The sequence below is a fragment of the Streptomyces sp. SCPE 10 genome (assembly GCF_051980735.1).
Taxonomy (GTDB): Bacteria; Actinomycetota; Actinomycetes; order Streptomycetales; family Streptomycetaceae; genus Streptomyces; species Streptomyces misionensis.
Map to the genome: position 1 here is coordinate 4,548,457 of NZ_CP197069.1, position 18,260 is coordinate 4,566,716.

The following is an 18,260-nucleotide window of genomic DNA, read 5'->3' on the forward strand; positions in this document are numbered from 1 at the left end:
TCGTAGTCTTGGGGCCGTGCACGTACTCCACGACGCCCCCCTCGCCCCGCTCACCACCTTCCGGCTCGGTGGGCCCGCCACGCGGTTGGTGACCGCCGGGACCGATGCCGAGGTGATCGACGCCGTACGCGAGGCCGATGACCGCGGGACCCCTCTGCTGATCGTCGGCGGCGGGTCGAACCTGGTCATCGGGGACAAGGGATTCGACGGGACCGCGCTGCGGATCGCCACCCGGGGGGTCGAGCTGCGCGGTACGACCCTGGAGCTGGCAGCCGGCGAGGTGTGGAGCGACGCCGTCGCCCGCAGTGTGGAGGCCGGGCTCGCCGGGATCGAGTGCCTGGCCGGGATCCCCGGGTCCGCGGGCGCCACGCCGATCCAGAACGTGGGGGCGTACGGCCAGGAGGTGTCCGCCACCATCTCCGAGGTGATCGCCTACGACCGCCGCGCCGGCGAGACGGTCACCCTCACCAACGCGGAGTGCGCCTTCTCCTACCGCCACAGCCGCTTCAAGGCCGACCCCGAGCGGTACGTCGTGCTGCGCGTCCGCTTCGAGCTGGAGGACGCGGGCGGGCTGTCCGCGCCGGTCAGGTACGCGGAGACGGCCCGGACGCTCGGCGTGGAGCCCGGGGACCGGGTGCCGCTCGCCGAAGCCCGCGAGACGGTGCTGAAGCTGCGGGCGGGCAAGGGCATGGTCCTCGACGCCGAGGACCACGACACCTGGTCGGCCGGTTCCTTCTTTACCAACCCGATCCTCACCGAGGAGCAGTTCACGGCGTTCCGGGCGCGCGTGCGCGAGCGGCTCGGCGCGGACGTCGAGCCGCCCGCCTACCCGGCGGGGGAGGGCCGCACGAAGACCTCCGCGGCCTGGCTGATCGACAAGGCCGGCTACACCAAGGGGTACGGCACCGGGCCCGCCCGCATCTCCACCAAGCACACCCTCGCCCTCACCAACCGCGGCGAGGCCACCACCGAGGACCTGCTCGCCCTCGCCCGCGAGGTCGTCGCCGGGGTGCGCGAGGCCTTCGGGATCACCCTGGTCAACGAGCCGGTGATGGTGGGCGTCGGCCTGTAGGCCCGGTGATCAGGCCGGCGGGCGCGTCAGCCAGTCGTCCACGCCCGCCAGCAGCCGCGCCTTGACGTCCGCGGGGGCGGCCGAGCCGCGCACCGACTGGCGGGCCAGCTCCGCCAGTTCCGGGTCCGAGAAGCCGTGCACATGACGGGCGATCTCGTACTGCGCGGCCAGCCGCGAGCCGAACAGCAGCGGGTCGTCGGCGCCCAGCGCCATCGGGACACCGGCGTCGAAGAAGGTGCGCAGCGGCACGTCCTCCGGCTTCTCGTACACCCCGAGCGCCACATTGGACGCCGGGCACACCTCGCACGTCACCTGGCGGTCGGCCAGCCGCTTCAGCAGCCTCGGGTCCTCGGCCGCCCGCACCCCGTGCCCGATCCGCGCCGCGTGCAGATCGTCCAGGCAGTCCCGCACCGACGCCGGGCCGGTCAGCTCGCCGCCGTGCGGGGCCGACAGCAGACCGCCCTCCCGCGCGATGTGGAAGGCCCGGTCGAAGTCCCGCGCCATGCCGCGCCGTTCGTCGTTGGACAGCCCGAAGCCCACCACGCCCCGGTCCGCGTACCGCACCGCGAGCCGGGCCAGGGTGCGGGCGTCCAGCGGGTGCTTCATCCGGTTCGCGGCCACCAGGACCCGCATCCCGAGCCCGGTCTCCCGCGAGGTGCTCTCCACCGCGTCCAGAATGATCTCCAGCGTCGGGATTAGCCCGCCGAGCCGGGGCGCGTACGACGTCGGGTCCACCTGGATCTCCAGCCAGCCCGAGCCGTCCCGCAGATCCTCCTGCGCGGCCTCCCGCACCAGGCGCCGGATGTCGTCCGGCTCGCGCAGGCAGGAGCGCGCCGCGTCGTACAGCCGCTGGAAGCGGAACCAGCCCCGCTCGTCCGTCGCCCTGAGTTTCGGCGGTTCCCCGCTGGTCAGCGCCTCCGTCAGCGTCTCGGGCAGCCGTACGCCGTGCTTGTCGGCCAGTTCCAGTACGGTGCCCGGCCGCATCGAGCCGGTGAAATGCAGGTGCAGATGGGCCTTCGGCAGCTCAGAGAGATCACGTACGCGCTCCATTCCCAGATGCTGCCTCACTCACCCGGTGTCCCGGTAGCCGTTTCCCCGGTCGAGGTCTTGCTCGCACAAACGAACGGGGCCCACCTACGGATGTCCGTAGGTGGGCCCTCCATGCACGCCGGGGGACGTCAGTCCCGCGCCTCCGCCAGCAGCTTCTGGATCCGGCTCACGCCCTCCACCAGGTCCTCGTCGCCGAGCGCGTACGAAAGCCGCAGGTAGCCCGGTGTGCCGAAGGCCTCGCCCGGGACGACCGCGACCTCGGCCTCCTCCAGGATCAGCGCGGCCAGCTCGACCGTGTCCTTCGGGCGCCTGCCGCGGATCTCCTTGCCGATCAGCGCCTTGACCGACGGGTAGGCGTAGAAGGCGCCCTCGGGCTCCGGGCAGAACACGCCGTCGATCTCGTTGAGCATCCGCACGATGGTCCTGCGGCGCCGGTCGAAGGCCTCCCGCATCTTCGCCACGGCCTGAAGGTCACCGGAGACGGCGGCCAGCGCGGCGGCCTGGGCCACGTTGGACACGTTCGAGGTGGCGTGCGACTGCAGGTTGGTCGCGGCCTTGACGACGTCCTTGGGGCCGATCACCCAGCCCACCCGCCAGCCGGTCATGGCGTACGTCTTCGCCACGCCGTTGACCACGATGCACTTGTCGCGCAGCTCGGGCAGCAGCGCCGGCAGCGAGACGGAGACCGCGTCGCCGTAGACCAGGTGCTCGTAGATCTCGTCGGTGAGCACCCACAGGCCGTGCTCCAGCGCCCAGCGACCGATCGCCTCGGTCTCGGCCTCGGAGTACACCGCGCCGGTCGGGTTGGACGGGGAGACGAACAGGACGACCTTCGTCTTCTCCGTGCGCGCCGCCTCCAGCTGCTCGACGGAGACCCGGTAGCCGGTGGTCTCGTCGGCCACGACCTCCACCGGGACACCGCCCGCGAGTCGGATCGACTCCGGGTAGGTGGTCCAGTACGGCGCCGGGACGATGACCTCGTCGCCCGGGTCGAGGATCGCGGCGAACGCCTCGTAGATGGCCTGCTTGCCGCCGTTGGTGACCAGGATCTGGGAGACGTCGGGCTCCCAGCCGGAGTCGCGCAGCGTCTTCGTGGCGATCGCGGCCTTCAGCTCGGGCAGGCCGCCGGCCGGCGTGTACCGGTGGAACTTCGGGTTCTTGCAGGCCTCGATCGCGGCCTCGACGATGTAGTCCGGGGTGGGGAAGTCGGGCTCACCGGCGCCGAAGCCGATCACCGGTCGCCCGGCGGCCTTCAGTGCCTTGGCCTTGGCGTCCACGGCGAGGGTGGCGGACTCGGAGATCGCGCCGACTCGGGCGGAGACCCGGCGCTCGGTGGGAGGGGTTGCAGCGCTCATGGAGCCCATGGTTCCAGACCGGAAATGTCCGGGGCACACGGGTTTCACAGACTGAACATCGAGGGGTCGAGGCGTGAACAGGGATCCGAATCCGGCCCCCGGCCTGGACGATCTTCGGCGCGGCGACCCCGGACGGCCACTTTCTGTTCGACGCCGGGCGCCGGACCACGTACACTCTCACCTCGTTGGCCTCCAGCGGCCACCGCCACCGTCGGTGCACACCGAGCACCCGGCCGGATGCGGTACGTTGGGGACACACAAAGGGTCGTAGCTCAATTGGTAGAGCACCGGTCTCCAAAACCGGCGGTTGGGGGTTCAAGTCCCTCCGGCCCTGCTACACACACCGCCAGGATGTGTGCGCATGTACGTACAGCAATGCACCGCCGTGCGGCTCAGAAACCGGGCGCGGCACGGCCACGACCCGGGATCAGGTGAGGATTATGACGGACGCCGTGGGCTCCATCGACACGCCTGATGCCCAGGACGAAGTGCCCGAGTCCAAGAAGAAGGCCCGCAAGGGCGGCAAGCGCGCCAAGAAGGGCCCGCTGAAGCGCCTGGCCACCTTCTACCGCCAGATCGTCGCGGAGCTCCGCAAGGTCGTCTGGCCGACGCGGAACCAGCTGACGTCGTACACCACCGTGGTGATCTTCTTCGTCGCCATCATGATCGCGCTGGTGACCGTGATTGACTATGGGCTCAACCACGCCGCCAAGTACGTCTTCGGCTGAGCCAAGAGCGAAGGGCGCCGTGGCACCGGCGCCCGTTTTCGCGTGTTCCACCCCTATGTAACCAGGAAGAAGCAGCCATCGTGTCTGACCCGAACCTGAACGACGACGCCACCGAGTCTCGCGGGAACGCTGCCGAGATGGTGGACGACGAGCTCGACATCGTCGAGGGCGCGGACGAGCAGGACGAGTTCGAGGCTGCCGAGGCCGAGGCGGGCGAGCCGGCCGAGGAGGCCGCGCTGCACACCGAGGACGCGGACGACGCGGACGAGGACGAGGAAGCCGAGGAGGACGGCGAGGACGCCGCCGCCGAGGCCGCCGAGGAGGAGCCCGCGGCTCCGGTCGACCCGGTCCAGGCCCTGCGCGAGGAACTGCGCACCCTGCCCGGCGAGTGGTACGTCATCCACACCTACGCCGGCTACGAGAACCGCGTGAAGACCAACCTGGAGCAGCGCGCCGTCTCGCTGAACGTCGAGGACTACATCTTCCAGGCCGAGGTGCCGCAGGAAGAGGTCGTCCAGATCAAGAACGGCGACCGCAAGACGATCAAGCAGAACAAGCTGCCCGGTTACGTCCTGGTCCGCATGGACCTGACGAACGAGTCCTGGGGCGTCGTCCGCAACACCCCGGGCGTCACCGGCTTCGTCGGCAACGCCTACGACCCGTACCCGCTGACCCTGGACGAGATCGTCAAGATGCTCGCCCCGGAGGCCGAGGAGAAGGCCGCCCGCGAGGCCGCCGAGGCCGAGGGCAAGCCCGCCCCGCAGCGCAAGGTCGAGGTCCAGGTGCTGGACTTCGAGGTCGGCGACTCGGTCACCGTCACCGACGGTCCGTTCGCCACCCTCCAGGCGACCATCAACGAGATCAACGCCGACTCCAAGAAGGTCAAGGGCCTGGTGGAGATCTTCGGCCGCGAGACCCCGGTCGAGCTTTCCTTCGACCAGATCCAGAAGAACTAGTTCTTTCTGGACCTATCGCTTCCGGCCAGGTCAGGCGGGCTGTCACAGCCCGTCTGACCTGCTCGGTTTTTGGCCGCGCATCTATACCCGTTATCGTTGTGCGGTATGCCTGCATCCGGGTGGTCCCCGGGAGCGGGCAGGACCCGAATCGAAAGGACCCGGAGAGCTATGCCTCCCAAGAAGAAGAAGGTCACGGGGCTCATCAAGCTCCAGATCCAGGCCGGTGCCGCCAACCCGGCTCCGCCGGTCGGCCCGGCGCTGGGTCAGCACGGCGTCAACATCATGGAGTTCTGCAAGGCCTACAACGCCGCGACCGAGTCGCAGCGTGGCTGGGTCATCCCCGTGGAGATCACGGTCTACGAGGACCGCTCCTTCACCTTCGTCACCAAGACGCCGCCGGCCGCCAAGATGATCCTCAAGGCCGCGGGTGTGGAGAAGGGCTCCGGCGAGCCGCACAAGACCAAGGTCGCCAAGATCACCGAGGCGCAGGTCCGCGAGATCGCCCAGACCAAGATGCCCGACCTGAACGCGAACGACCTGGACGCCGCGGCGAAGATCATCGCCGGTACCGCGCGCTCCATGGGCGTCACGGTCGAGGGCTGACCACCACCAGCAGGTAATGCGGCCGTAGCCGGTCGCACGTGGCAGGGCCTGCTCGGCCCAGGGACCACGACTCCTTTCAGAACACACAGGAGCAAGTTGTGAGCAAGCGCAGCAAGGCTCTCCGCGCTGCGGACGCCAAGATCGACCGGGAGAAGCTGTACGCCCCGCTCGAGGCCGTCCGTCTCGCCAAGGAGACCTCCACGACCAAGTTCGACGGCACCGTCGAGGTCGCCTTCCGTCTGGGCGTCGACCCGCGCAAGGCCGACCAGATGGTCCGTGGCACCGTGAACCTTCCGCACGGCACCGGTAAGACCGCCCGGGTCCTGGTCTTCGCGACCGGTGACCGTGCCGAGGCCGCGCGTGCCGCGGGCGCCGACATCGTCGGTGCCGACGAGCTGATCGACGAGGTCTCGAAGGGCCGCCTGGACTTCGACGCCGTCGTCGCCACCCCGGACCTCATGGGCAAGGTCGGCCGCCTCGGCCGCGTCCTCGGCCCCCGTGGTCTGATGCCGAACCCGAAGACCGGCACCGTCACCCCCGACGTGGCCAAGGCCGTCACCGACATCAAGGGCGGCAAGATCGAGTTCCGCGTCGACAAGCACTCGAACCTGCACTTCATCATCGGCAAGGTGTCCTTCGACGACACCAAGCTGGTGGAGAACTACGGCGCCGCGCTGGAGGAGATCCTCCGTCTGAAGCCGTCCGCCGCCAAGGGTCGCTACATCAAGAAGGCGGCCATCACCACCACGATGGGCCCCGGCATCCAGGTCGACCCGAACCGCACCCGCAACCTCCTCGTCGAGGAGGACCCGGCCGCCGTCTGAGCCTCCCGCTCACCCCGGTAGCCGCGTCCGGTACGCGTCACTGAAGGGCGGGCCCTGCAACCTTTGAGGTGCAGGGCCCGTCCTTTCTGTGTACGAGCTTTGTCGTACGACGTGACTCTTGTATGGGGGTAGGACCAGATGACGAGCACCGCACGCCGGGTGACCCTTTCCGTGGCCGTGGTGGCAGCGCTGACCGGGGTGGCCGCGTGCGGCTCCTCGGGCTCCGGGAAGGGTGACGGCAAGGCGGCGGGTGACAGCACGGTCCACCTCAGCCCCGTCGCCGCCGTACTGCGCAGCGTCCAGCAGTCCACCGACAAGGCCGACTCGGCCAAGGTACGCGCTGACATCTCCCTGGGCGATGTCATGAAGCTGACGGAGAACGGCTCCTTCGACTGGAGCGACGGCCTCAAGGGCAACGTCACCGTCGACTACACCGGCGGCAAGATGGCCGAGATGATGAGCAAGGCCGGCGGCTCCAGCATGGCGATCCGCTACCTGCAGGACGGCTATTACGCGAAGATGAGCGACAACTTCGCCCGGCAGGCCGGGGGCGGCAAGCACTGGATCAAGTACGACTACGACTACCTGGCCAAGGCCGCCGGTGCCTCCGGAGCGTTCACGAAGGAGCAGCTCCAGTCGTCCACGCCGAACCAGTCGGTGAAGGTGCTGCTGGCCTCCGGGGACGTCAAGGAGGTCGGCCGGCAGACGGTCGACGGCACGCAGACCCGGCACTATGCGGGCACCGTGGACGTGGCCGCCCTCGCGGGCAGGACCGGCAACCTCACCGCGGCCCAGCTCTCGGAGCTCAAGCAGCAGCTGACCAAGTCCGGGATCACCACCGAGACCGTCGACATCTGGATCAACGACCAGAACCTGCTGGTCAAGCAGAGCGTGAAGGCGGCCACCGCCAACGGCACGCTGACCACCACCGCCCACTACAGCGACTACGGCGTGCCGGTCTCCGCCGAGGCGCCGCCGGCCTCCGACACCCTGGACATCGCCGACATGATGAAGTCGGCCGGCGTCGACAGCCCCTCGGGCGGCACCACGTCCGGCGGCACCGGCCTCACCTCCTGATCCCGGCGGAACAGCCGCCGATCCCCAGGGGACCGGGGCCCGATTTGCTCCGCGGCGCCCCGGTCCCGTACTCTCATCTCCGAAGCCAAAGACCGCTGGTCGTTGCCGCGCGCTTTACAGGGTGCGGTGGCCGAAGGATCCGCTGAAAAGTGGGCGACCCGCGCAGGTGACAGTGGAAGTACTCCCGGAGTGCGCGCCCAGCGCGTGTGCGACCGGTCGAGTCCGCCCCGTGCGCCTGCGCCGGGGCGTTTCGTTTTCCCCAGTCCTCCTTCGGGTCCGCGCGGTCCGAATCACCCGGAAGGAGGCCGAGGCTCTATGGCGAGGCCCGACAAGGCTGCCGCGGTTGCGGAGCTGACGGACAAGTTCCGCAGCTCCAACGCCGCCGTGCTGACCGAGTACCGCGGTCTCACCGTGGCGCAGCTCAAGACGCTGCGCCGGTCGCTCGGTGAGAACGCCCAGTACGCCGTGGTGAAGAACACGCTGACCAAGATTGCGGCCAACGAGGCCGGGATCACGCTGGACGACCAGCTCTTCGCTGGTCCGACGGCCGTCGCCTTCGTCACCGGTGACCCGGTGGAGTCGGCGAAGGGTCTCCGTGACTTCGCCAAGGACAACCCGAATCTCGTCATCAAGGGCGGCGTCCTTGACGGCAAGGCGATGTCCGCCGACGAGATCAAGAAGCTTGCGGACCTCGAGTCCCGCGAGGTTCTGCTCAGCAAGCTGGCCGGTGCCATGAAGGGCAAGCAGTCCCAGGCTGCCTCCCTCTTCCAGGCGCTGCCGTCGAAGCTCGTCCGCACCGTGGACGCGCTGCGCGCCAAGCAGGCCGAGCAGGGCGGTGCCGAGTAATTCGGCTCGCTTTCTGACCCGCACCGTCCGGCGCGGGTCGCAGCGGGCCGACGTACGCCCGCCTTACCCAGTACATCCGGCACCTGCCGATTGAGTGGAAGGACCGCCATCATGGCGAAGCTCACCCAGGACGAGCTGCTTGCCCAGTTCGAGGAGATGACCCTCATCGAGCTCTCCGAGTTCGTGAAGGCCTTCGAGGAGAAGTTCGACGTCACCGCCGCCGCTGCCGCGCCGGTCGTCGTCGCCGGTGGTGCCGCTGGTGGCGCCGCCGCCGAGGCCGCCGAGGAGAAGGACGAGTTCGACGTCATCCTCACCGGCGCCGGCGACAAGAAGATCCAGGTCATCAAGGTCGTGCGTGAGCTGACCTCCCTGGGTCTGAAGGAGGCCAAGGACCTCGTCGACGGCACCCCGAAGCCGGTCCTCGAGAAGGTCAACAAGGAGGCCGCGGACAAGGCTGCCGAGGCCCTCAAGGGCGCCGGCGCCTCCGTCGAGGTCAAGTAAGACCTCACGGGTCCGCAGGACTCGAACGCGCGCTGATTTCGGCCCTGTAGGGCTGTAACGCGAACGCACCGAAGAGCGATCATCCATCCGGGTGGTCGCTCTTCGGCGTATCCGCAGGGCCGACCGCGGTTGCCTTGCACTCGCGGTGTCGAGAGGTATGGTGATCTTCGTCGTGTCTCCGGACGGCCCGGTTCCGGTGGGAGACCCTTGACGAACCGCACGCAGCGCGCAATTCTCAGGACGCGTCGTCACAAGGATCCGAATCCGAGGCATGGATCGGCGGCGAAGAGGGCAGTATGAACGTGCGTTGAGGGCAGCATGCCGAAGGCGTCGACAAGAGTGGTGAGCACAGCGAGGGTCTCGACAAACCCGCACTGGACATCAGTGTGCCAAGTGGCTACACTGACCCTTTGCGCTGCCTGTTAGCTGTCCCCTGCCCGTCACCAGGGGTCTGCCCTCACTCGAGCACCGATGGCCGAAGCCCCCTTGAGCTGGGATTTCCGCCTCTGTGTCTGAGGGAGGGGCCGGTACGCGCGTAGTGAGTCCGAGCCCTCGGAAGGACCCCCTCTTGGCCGCCTCGCGCAACGCCTCGACCGCGAATACGAACAACGGCGCCAGCACCGCCCCGCTGCGCATTTCCTTTGCAAAGATCAAGGAGCCTCTCGAGGTTCCGAACCTGCTCGCGCTGCAGACCGAGAGCTTTGACTGGCTGCTCGGCAACACCGCCTGGCAGAGTCGGGTCGAGGAGGCTCTGGAGAACGGTCAGGACGTCCCCACCAAGTCCGGTCTGGAGGAGATCTTCGAGGAGATCTCCCCGATCGAGGACTTCTCCGGGTCGATGTCCCTGACGTTCCGGGACCACCGCTTCGAGCCGCCGAAGAACTCCATCGACGAGTGCAAGGAGCGCGACTTCACGTACGCCGCCCCGCTCTTCGTCACCGCCGAGTTCACCAACAACGAGACCGGTGAGATCAAGTCCCAGACGGTCTTCATGGGCGACTTCCCGCTCATGACGAACAAGGGCACCTTCGTCATCAACGGCACCGAGCGTGTCGTGGTGTCTCAGCTGGTCCGTTCCCCCGGTGTCTACTTCGACTCCTCCATCGACAAGACGTCCGACAAGGACATCTTCTCCGCCAAGATCATCCCGTCCCGGGGTGCCTGGCTGGAGATGGAGATCGACAAGCGCGACATGGTCGGTGTGCGCATCGACCGCAAGCGCAAGCAGTCGGTCACCGTCCTGCTGAAGGCGCTCGGCTGGACCACCGAGCAGATCCTCGAGGAGTTCGGCGACTACGAGTCGATGCGCGCCACCCTGGAGAAGGACCACACCCAGGGCCAGGACGACGCGCTGCTGGACATCTACCGCAAGCTGCGTCCGGGCGAGCCCCCCACGCGCGAGGCCGCGCAGACGCTCCTTGAGAACCTCTACTTCAACCCGAAGCGCTACGACCTGGCCAAGGTCGGCCGCTACAAGGTCAACAAGAAGCTGGGCGCCGACGCCCCGCTGGACGCGGGCATCCTGACCGTCGAGGACATCATCTCGACGATCAAGTACCTGGTGCAGCTGCACGCCGGCGAGACCGAGACCACGGGTGCCAACGGCGAGACGATCGTCGTCGAGACCGACGACATCGACCACTTCGGCAACCGCCGTCTGCGCAGCGTCGGCGAGCTCATCCAGAACCAGGTCCGCACGGGTCTGGCCCGGATGGAGCGCGTCGTGCGCGAGCGCATGACGACCCAGGACGTCGAGGCGATCACGCCGCAGACCCTGATCAACATCCGGCCGGTCGTCGCCTCCATCAAGGAGTTCTTCGGCACCAGCCAGCTGTCGCAGTTCATGGACCAGAACAACCCCCTGTCTGGTCTGACCCACAAGCGTCGTCTCTCGGCGCTCGGCCCCGGTGGTCTGTCCCGTGAGCGGGCCGGCTTCGAGGTCCGAGACGTGCACCCCTCGCACTACGGCCGCATGTGCCCGATCGAGACGCCGGAAGGCCCGAACATCGGCCTGATCGGCTCGCTCGCCTCCTACGGCCGGGTCAACGCGTTCGGTTTCGTCGAGACCCCGTACCGCAAGGTCATCGACGGCCAGGTCACCGACGACGTCGACTACCTGACCGCCGACGAGGAGGACCGCTTCGTCATCGCGCAGGCCAACGCCCCGCTGACCGACGAGCTCCGCTTCGCCGAGGCCCGCGTGCTGGTCCGCCGCCGTGGCGGCGAGGTCGACTACGTCGGCCCCGAGGACGTGGACTACATGGACGTCTCGCCGCGCCAGATGGTGTCGGTCGCGACCGCCATGATCCCCTTCCTGGAGCACGACGACGCCAACCGTGCCCTCATGGGCGCGAACATGATGCGCCAGGCCGTTCCGCTCATCAAGTCGGAGGCCCCGCTCGTCGGCACCGGCATGGAGTACCGCTCCGCCGTCGACGCCGGCGACGTCGTCAAGGCCGAGAAGGCGGGTGTGGTCCAGGAGGTCTCCGCGGACTACATCACCACGGCCAACGACGACGGCACGTACATCACGTACCGCCTGCACAAGTTCTCCCGCTCCAACCAGGGCACCTCGGTCAACCAGAAGGTCATCGTCGACGAGGGCGACCGGGTCGTCGAGGGCCAGGTCCTCGCCGACGGTCCGGCCACCGAGAACGGCGAGATGGCCCTCGGCAAGAACCTGCTCGTGGCGTTCATGCCGTGGGAGGGTCACAACTACGAGGACGCGATCATCCTGTCGCAGCGCCTCGTGCAGGACGACGTCCTCTCCTCGATCCACATCGAGGAGCACGAGGTCGACGCCCGTGACACCAAGCTCGGCCCCGAGGAGATCACCCGGGACATCCCGAACGTCTCCGAGGAGGTCCTCGCCGACCTGGACGAGCGCGGCATCATCCGCATCGGTGCCGAGGTCATCGCCGGCGACATCCTCGTCGGCAAGGTCACCCCGAAGGGCGAGACCGAGCTGACCCCCGAGGAGCGCCTGCTGCGCGCGATCTTCGGCGAGAAGGCCCGTGAGGTCCGCGACACCTCGCTGAAGGTGCCGCACGGCGAGACCGGCAAGGTCATCGGTGTGCGTGTCTTCGACCGCGAGGAGGGCGACGAGCTGCCGCCGGGCGTGAACCAGCTGGTCCGCGTCTACGTCGCGCAGAAGCGCAAGATCACCGACGGTGACAAGCTCGCCGGCCGCCACGGCAACAAGGGTGTCATCTCCAAGATCCTGCCGATCGAGGACATGCCGTTCCTGGAGGACGGCACCCCGGTCGACATCATCCTCAACCCGCTGGGTGTGCCGTCCCGAATGAACCCGGGACAGGTCCTGGAGATCCACCTCGGCTGGCTCGCCAGCCGCGGCTGGGACGTCTCCGGTCTCGCCGACGAGTGGGCCAAGCGTCTCCAGGTCATCGGTGCCGACAAGGTCGCCCCGCGCACCAACGTCGCCACCCCGGTCTTCGACGGTGCCCGCGAGGACGAGCTGGCGGGTCTGCTGCAGCACACCATCCCGAACCGCGACGGCGAGCGCATGGTGCTCCCGTCCGGCAAGGCGCGGCTGTTCGACGGCCGCTCCGGTGAGCCGTTCCCGGACCCGATCTCGGTCGGCTACATGTACATCCTGAAGCTGCACCACCTGGTCGACGACAAGCTGCACGCCCGCTCGACCGGCCCGTACTCGATGATCACCCAGCAGCCGCTGGGTGGTAAGGCGCAGTTCGGTGGCCAGCGCTTCGGTGAGATGGAGGTGTGGGCCCTCGAGGCCTACGGCGCCGCGTACGCCCTCCAGGAGCTGCTGACCATCAAGTCCGACGACGTCACCGGCCGCGTGAAGGTCTACGAGGCCATCGTCAAGGGCGAGAACATCCCCGAGCCCGGCATCCCCGAGTCCTTCAAGGTGCTCATCAAGGAGATGCAGTCGCTCTGCCTGAACGTGGAGGTGCTGTCCAGCGACGGTATGTCCATCGAGATGCGTGACACCGACGAGGACGTCTTCCGCGCTGCGGAGGAGCTCGGCATCGACCTGTCCCGGCGCGAGCCGAGCAGCGTCGAAGAGGTCTGACGGGAGTCCGGCGGGGCCCTCACCCACAGGGCCCCGCCGACCCCCAGGCCCCCGTTTCAGACCACAGACTTACGACCCTGAGAGGGATTGACGCATAGTGCTCGACGTCAACTTCTTCGACGAGCTCCGGATCGGCCTGGCCACCGCTGACGACATTCGGCAGTGGAGCCACGGCGAGGTCAAGAAGCCCGAGACCATCAACTACCGCACCCTCAAGCCCGAGAAGGACGGACTCTTCTGCGAGAAGATCTTCGGCCCCACCCGGGACTGGGAGTGCTACTGCGGCAAGTACAAGCGCGTCCGCTTCAAGGGCATCATCTGCGAGCGCTGTGGCGTCGAGGTCACGCGTGCCAAGGTGCGCCGTGAGCGGATGGGCCACATCGAGCTCGCCGCGCCCGTCACCCACATCTGGTACTTCAAGGGTGTCCCGTCCCGCCTGGGCTACCTGCTGGACCTCGCCCCGAAGGACCTGGAGAAGGTCATCTACTTCGCGGCGTACATGATCACGTACGTCGACGAGGAGCGCCGCACCCGCGACCTGCCCTCCCTGGAGGCGCACGTCTCGGTCGAGCGCCAGCAGATCGAGAACCGCCGCGACTCCGACCTGGAGGCCCGCGCCAAGAAGCTCGAGTCCGACCTGGCCGAGCTGGAGGCCGAGGGCGCCAAGGCGGACGTGCGCCGCAAGGTGCGCGAGGGTGCCGAGCGCGAGATGAAGCAGCTGCGCGACCGCGCGCAGCGCGAGATCGACCGCCTCGACGAGGTGTGGAACCGCTTCAAGAACCTCAAGGTCCAGGACCTGGAGGGCGACGAGCTGCTCTACCGCGAGCTGCGTGACCGCTTCGGCACGTACTTCGACGGCTCGATGGGTGCCGCGGCGCTGCAGAAGCGCCTGGAGTCCTTCGACCTCGAGGAGGAGGCCGAGAAGCTCCGCGAGATCATCCGCACCGGCAAGGGCCAGAAGAAGACCCGTGCCCTCAAGCGGCTCAAGGTCGTCTCCGCGTTCCTGCAGACCTCCAACAGCCCCAAGGGCATGGTCCTGGACTGCGTCCCGGTCATCCCGCCGGACCTGCGTCCGATGGTGCAGCTGGACGGTGGCCGCTTCGCGACCTCCGACCTGAACGACCTGTACCGCCGTGTCATCAACCGCAACAACCGCCTGAAGCGGCTTCTCGACCTCGGCGCGCCCGAGATCATCGTGAACAACGAGAAGCGCATGCTCCAGGAGGCGGTCGACGCCCTCTTCGACAACGGCCGCCGCGGCCGCCCGGTCACGGGCCCCGGCAACCGTCCGCTGAAGTCCCTCAGCGACATGCTGAAGGGCAAGCAGGGCCGTTTCCGTCAGAACCTGCTCGGCAAGCGTGTCGACTACTCGGCGCGTTCCGTCATCGTCGTCGGCCCGCAGCTCAAGCTGCACCAGTGCGGTCTGCCCAAGGCGATGGCGCTGGAGCTGTTCAAGCCGTTCGTGATGAAGCGCCTGGTCGACCTGAACCACGCGCAGAACATCAAGTCGGCCAAGCGCATGGTCGAGCGCGGCCGCACCGTCGTGTACGACGTCCTCGAAGAGGTCATCGCCGAGCACCCGGTGCTGCTGAACCGTGCGCCCACCCTGCACCGCCTCGGTATCCAGGCCTTCGAGCCGCAGCTGGTCGAGGGCAAGGCCATCCAGATCCACCCGCTCGTCTGCACCGCGTTCAACGCGGACTTCGACGGTGACCAGATGGCCGTGCACCTGCCGCTGTCCGCGGAGGCGCAGGCCGAGGCCCGCATCCTGATGCTGTCCTCGAACAACATCCTCAAGCCGGCCGACGGCCGCCCGGTGACGATGCCGACCCAGGACATGGTCCTCGGTCTGTTCTTCCTCACCACGGACGGCGAGCTGCGCGACGTCAAGGGCGAGGGCCGCGCGTTCGGCTCCACGGCCGAGGCGACCATGGCGTTCGACGCGGGCGAGCTGTCGCTCCAGTCGCGGGTCGACATCCGCTTCCCGGTGGGCACCATCCCGCCGCGTGGCTGGACGCCGCCGGCCCGTGAGGAGGGCGAGCCCGAGTGGCAGCAGGGTGACAGCTTCCGGCTGACCACCACCCTGGGCCGCGCGCTCTTCAACGAACTGCTGCCCGAGGACTACCCGTTCGTCGACTACTCGGTGGGCAAGAAGCAGCTCTCCGAGATCGTCAACGACCTGGCCGAGCGCTACCCCAAGGTCATCGTGGCGGCGACGCTCGACAACCTGAAGGCGGCCGGCTTCTACTGGGCGACCCGTTCCGGTGTCACCGTGGCCATCTCCGACGTCGTCGTTCCCGAGGCGAAGAAGGAGATCGTCAAGGGCTACGAGGCGCAGGACGAGAAGGTCCAGAAGCAGTACGAGCGCGGTCTGATCACCAAGGAAGAGCGCACTCAGGAGCTCATCGCGATCTGGACCAAGGCGACCAACGAGGTCGCCGAGGCGATGAACGAGAACTTCCCCAAGACCAACCCCATCTTCATGATGGTTGACTCGGGTGCCCGAGGAAACATGATGCAGATGCGGCAGATCGCCGGTATGCGTGGTCTGGTGTCGAACGCGAAGAACGAGACCATCCCGCGTCCGATCAAGGCCTCGTTCCGTGAGGGCCTGTCCGTGCTGGAGTACTTCATCTCCACCCACGGTGCCCGTAAGGGTCTGGCGGACACCGCTCTGCGTACCGCCGACTCGGGTTACCTCACCCGTCGTCTGGTCGACGTCTCCCAGGACGTCATCATCCGCGAGGAGGACTGCGGCACCGAGCGCGGCCTCAAGCTGGCGATCGCCGAGCGTGGCGAGGACGGTGTCCTGCGCAAGACGGGCAACGTCGAGACGTCCGTGTACGCGCGCTGCCTCGCCGAGGACATCGTGGTCGACGGCAAGGTCCTGGCCCCGGCCGGCACCGACCTCGGCGACGTCCTCATCGAGGAACTGGTCAAGCACGGTGTGGAGACGGTCAAGACCCGCTCGGTCCTGACCTGCGAGTCCGCCGTCGGCACCTGCGCGATGTGCTACGGCCGTTCGCTGGCCACCGGCAAGCTGGTCGACATCGGTGAGGCGGTCGGCATCATCGCCGCCCAGTCCATCGGTGAGCCCGGTACCCAGCTGACGATGCGTACCTTCCACACCGGTGGTGTGGCCGGTGACGACATCACCCAGGGTCTGCCGCGTGTCGTCGAGCTCTTCGAGGCCCGTACCCCGAAGGGTGTCGCCCCGATCTCCGAGGCCTCCGGCCGCGTGCGGATCGAGGAGACCGAGAAGACGAAGAAGATCATCGTCACCCCGGACGACGGCAGCGACGAGACGGCGTACCCGATCTCCAAGCGCGCCAAGGTCCTGGTCCGCGAGGGCGAGCACGTCGAGGTGGGCCAGCAGCTCACCGTGGGTGCCACCAACCCGCACGACGTGCTGCGCATCCTGGGCCAGCGTGCCGTCCAGGTCCACCTGGTCGGCGAGGTCCAGAAGGTCTACAACTCGCAGGGTGTGTCGATCCACGACAAGCACATCGAGATCATCATCCGGCAGATGCTGCGCCGTGTGACGATCATCGAGTCGGGCGACGCGGAGCTGCTGCCCGGCGAGCTGGTCGAGCGCTCGAAGTTCGAGACCGAGAACCGTCGCGTGGTCCAGGAGGGCGGTCACCCGGCCTCCGGTCGTCCGCAGCTGATGGGTATCACCAAGGCCTCGCTGGCGACGGAGTCCTGGCTGTCGGCCGCCTCCTTCCAGGAGACGACCCGAGTGCTGACGGACGCGGCGATCAACGCCAAGTCCGACAGCCTCATCGGCCTCAAGGAGAACGTCATCATCGGTAAGCTCATCCCGGCCGGTACGGGTCTGTCCCGCTACCGCAACATCCGGGTCGAGCCGACCGAGGAGGCCAAGGCCGCGATGTACTCGGCCGTCGGCTACGACGACATCGACTACTCGCCGTTCGGCACCGGCTCCGGCCAGGCCGTTCCGCTGGAGGACTACGACTACGGTCCGTACAACCAGTAAGCGGGCAGTACGAAGGGCGGCCACTCCCCTCGGGGGGTGGCCGCCCTTCGGCGTGTCCGGGGGCCGTCAGCGGGGCAGGCCCGCGTACTGCCCCAGGGCGGTCAGCCGGGTCTGGTGGCTCGGGTGGGAGGACAGCAGCCGGCCCAGGGGACCGGGCTCCTTGAGCTTCTGGCCCTGGGCGGCCAGGGCGGCCTTCTTCGTGGCCTGCTCGGTCTCCAGGTGGTACAGCACCTCGGCCAGCTCACGGGCGAAGCCCAGCTCGGCCGCCTGCTGGTCGGCGCGCAGTTCCCCGCGCCGGCCGGCGTAGGCCAGCAGGAACGGGGCGAGCACGAGCGGGATCACGATGTACCAGGCGACGACGAACGCGCAGAACACCGCCAGCGCCATGAACAGGCCCAGGGCCAGCGTCGCCACGACGGAGAAGTACCCGGTGATCAGCAGCGCGAACGCCGCCAGCGTCCGGGTCACGGCCCAGGCGATCCGGCCGGGCAGGGAGTACCAGTAGCCGAGCAGACCGGCCCAGGCGTGGCCGCCGGTGTGGTGGCCCAGCTCGTGCGCGAGCACGGCGGCCAGGTTGCTGCTCGGGATCCGGTTGAGCGAGTAGGTCGTGACGGCGACGACATGACCGGCCACCGCGGCCGCGTTCAGGTCGTCGCTGTTCTGCACCATCAGCTGGTAGGTGCCCGGTTCTATGCCCGCGCGCGCCGTCACCTCGTGCCAGACCGGCTCCAGCCGGGCCCGTTCCTCCTCGGTCGGCCGGCGCAGTTTGAGCACGATGCGGGCGAAGGCCAGCTCGGTCGGCCGGTGGAAGACGAGCAGACCCGAGGCGACCCAGGCCAGGACCACCACCGTCCCCACGCCGGTCCCGAACAGACCGACCGCGACGGTGGCGACCAGGGCGAGACTGACCAGGGCCCCCGGCACCTGCACGGCCAGCCGCCCGATCGCCGTGATGTCGGCCCCCCGTTGGTGCTCGGCGACGTGCACCCGGGCACCGCGGTGGCGGTATTCGAGATCGTCCGGCGCGAACTCGGGCACGGGCGGGACCGCGTCCGGGGGCAGCGACGGCATCGGCGGCACGGCACCACTGGTGGCCGGCGCCGGGGCTCCCGGGACCGGATGTGCCGGAGGCCGACCGGGGAGCACGGGCGCGTGCTGCTCGGGGTGGGCGGGGGGCTGTACCGGGTGGGGCGGGGC

13 protein-coding genes and 1 tRNA gene are annotated in these 18,260 nt (G+C 68.4%); 11 read left to right on the top strand and 3 right to left on the bottom strand.

Features of this window, described 5'->3' with window-relative positions:
• The first annotated feature begins 16 nt into the window (after positions 1 to 16).
• The gene (locus ACSP97_RS21150) at positions 17 to 1,072 is read left to right on the top strand and encodes a UDP-N-acetylmuramate dehydrogenase (protein ID WP_355324401.1); all 1,056 of its coding nucleotides are present in this window, start codon (positions 17 to 19) and stop codon (positions 1,070 to 1,072) included.
• 9 nt (positions 1,073 to 1,081) lie between these two features.
• Here ACSP97_RS21150 and ACSP97_RS21155 read toward each other — a convergent pair whose 3' ends face one another.
• Positions 1,082 to 2,122: an adenosine deaminase gene (locus tag ACSP97_RS21155; protein WP_440553772.1), complete on the bottom strand. Its 1,041-nt coding sequence runs from the start codon at positions 2,120 to 2,122 to the stop codon at positions 1,082 to 1,084.
• Between the two features lie 128 nt (positions 2,123 to 2,250).
• The gene (locus tag ACSP97_RS21160) at positions 2,251 to 3,477 is read right to left on the bottom strand and encodes a pyridoxal phosphate-dependent aminotransferase (RefSeq protein WP_355145415.1); all 1,227 of its coding nucleotides are present in this window, start codon (positions 3,475 to 3,477) and stop codon (positions 2,251 to 2,253) included.
• Between the two features lie 261 nt (positions 3,478 to 3,738).
• Between ACSP97_RS21160 and ACSP97_RS21165 the strand changes: the two genes are divergently transcribed.
• From ACSP97_RS21165 to ACSP97_RS21210, 10 genes are all read left to right on the top strand, one after another.
• A tRNA-Trp gene (locus tag ACSP97_RS21165) sits at positions 3,739 to 3,811 on the top strand.
• Between the two features lie 106 nt (positions 3,812 to 3,917).
• Positions 3,918 to 4,205, top strand: coding sequence for a preprotein translocase subunit SecE (secE, locus tag ACSP97_RS21170; RefSeq protein WP_355145417.1), 288 nt, complete (start codon positions 3,918 to 3,920; stop codon positions 4,203 to 4,205).
• A gap of 80 nt (positions 4,206 to 4,285) precedes the next feature.
• Positions 4,286 to 5,161, top strand: a complete 876-nt coding sequence (nusG, locus tag ACSP97_RS21175) for a transcription termination/antitermination protein NusG (RefSeq protein ID WP_070026334.1) — start codon at positions 4,286 to 4,288, stop codon at positions 5,159 to 5,161.
• A 168-nt stretch (positions 5,162 to 5,329) separates the two neighbouring features.
• Positions 5,330 to 5,764, top strand: coding sequence for a 50S ribosomal protein L11 (gene rplK, locus ACSP97_RS21180; protein ID WP_030747472.1), 435 nt, complete (start codon positions 5,330 to 5,332; stop codon positions 5,762 to 5,764).
• A gap of 98 nt (positions 5,765 to 5,862) precedes the next feature.
• The gene (gene rplA / locus ACSP97_RS21185) at positions 5,863 to 6,588 is read left to right on the top strand and encodes a 50S ribosomal protein L1 (protein ID WP_070026333.1); all 726 of its coding nucleotides are present in this window, start codon (positions 5,863 to 5,865) and stop codon (positions 6,586 to 6,588) included.
• A gap of 138 nt (positions 6,589 to 6,726) precedes the next feature.
• Positions 6,727 to 7,665: a hypothetical protein gene (locus tag ACSP97_RS21190; protein ID WP_440553776.1), complete on the top strand. Its 939-nt coding sequence runs from the start codon at positions 6,727 to 6,729 to the stop codon at positions 7,663 to 7,665.
• A 315-nt stretch (positions 7,666 to 7,980) separates the two neighbouring features.
• Positions 7,981 to 8,511, top strand: a complete 531-nt coding sequence (gene rplJ, locus ACSP97_RS21195) for a 50S ribosomal protein L10 (protein WP_070026331.1) — start codon at positions 7,981 to 7,983, stop codon at positions 8,509 to 8,511.
• Positions 8,512 to 8,622: 111 nt separating this feature from the next.
• The gene (gene rplL / locus ACSP97_RS21200; RefSeq protein WP_043503300.1) at positions 8,623 to 9,012 is read left to right on the top strand and encodes a 50S ribosomal protein L7/L12; all 390 of its coding nucleotides are present in this window, start codon (positions 8,623 to 8,625) and stop codon (positions 9,010 to 9,012) included.
• A gap of 568 nt (positions 9,013 to 9,580) precedes the next feature.
• Entirely contained in the window at positions 9,581 to 13,066 is a 3,486-nt protein-coding gene (gene rpoB, locus ACSP97_RS21205) for a DNA-directed RNA polymerase subunit beta (RefSeq protein ID WP_355145423.1), read from the top strand.
• A 97-nt stretch (positions 13,067 to 13,163) separates the two neighbouring features.
• Positions 13,164 to 17,063 carry a DNA-directed RNA polymerase subunit beta' gene (locus tag ACSP97_RS21210; protein ID WP_070026329.1) on the top strand — a complete coding sequence of 1,300 codons (3,900 nt, stop codon included), beginning with the start codon at positions 13,164 to 13,166 and terminating at the stop codon, positions 17,061 to 17,063.
• A 66-nt stretch (positions 17,064 to 17,129) separates the two neighbouring features.
• Here ACSP97_RS21210 and ACSP97_RS21215 read toward each other — a convergent pair whose 3' ends face one another.
• A complete protein-coding gene (locus tag ACSP97_RS21215; RefSeq protein WP_355527922.1) occupies positions 17,130 to 18,134 on the bottom strand; it encodes a M48 family metalloprotease in 1,005 nt (334 codons plus the stop codon).
• Between the last annotated feature and the right edge of the window lie 126 nt (positions 18,135 to 18,260).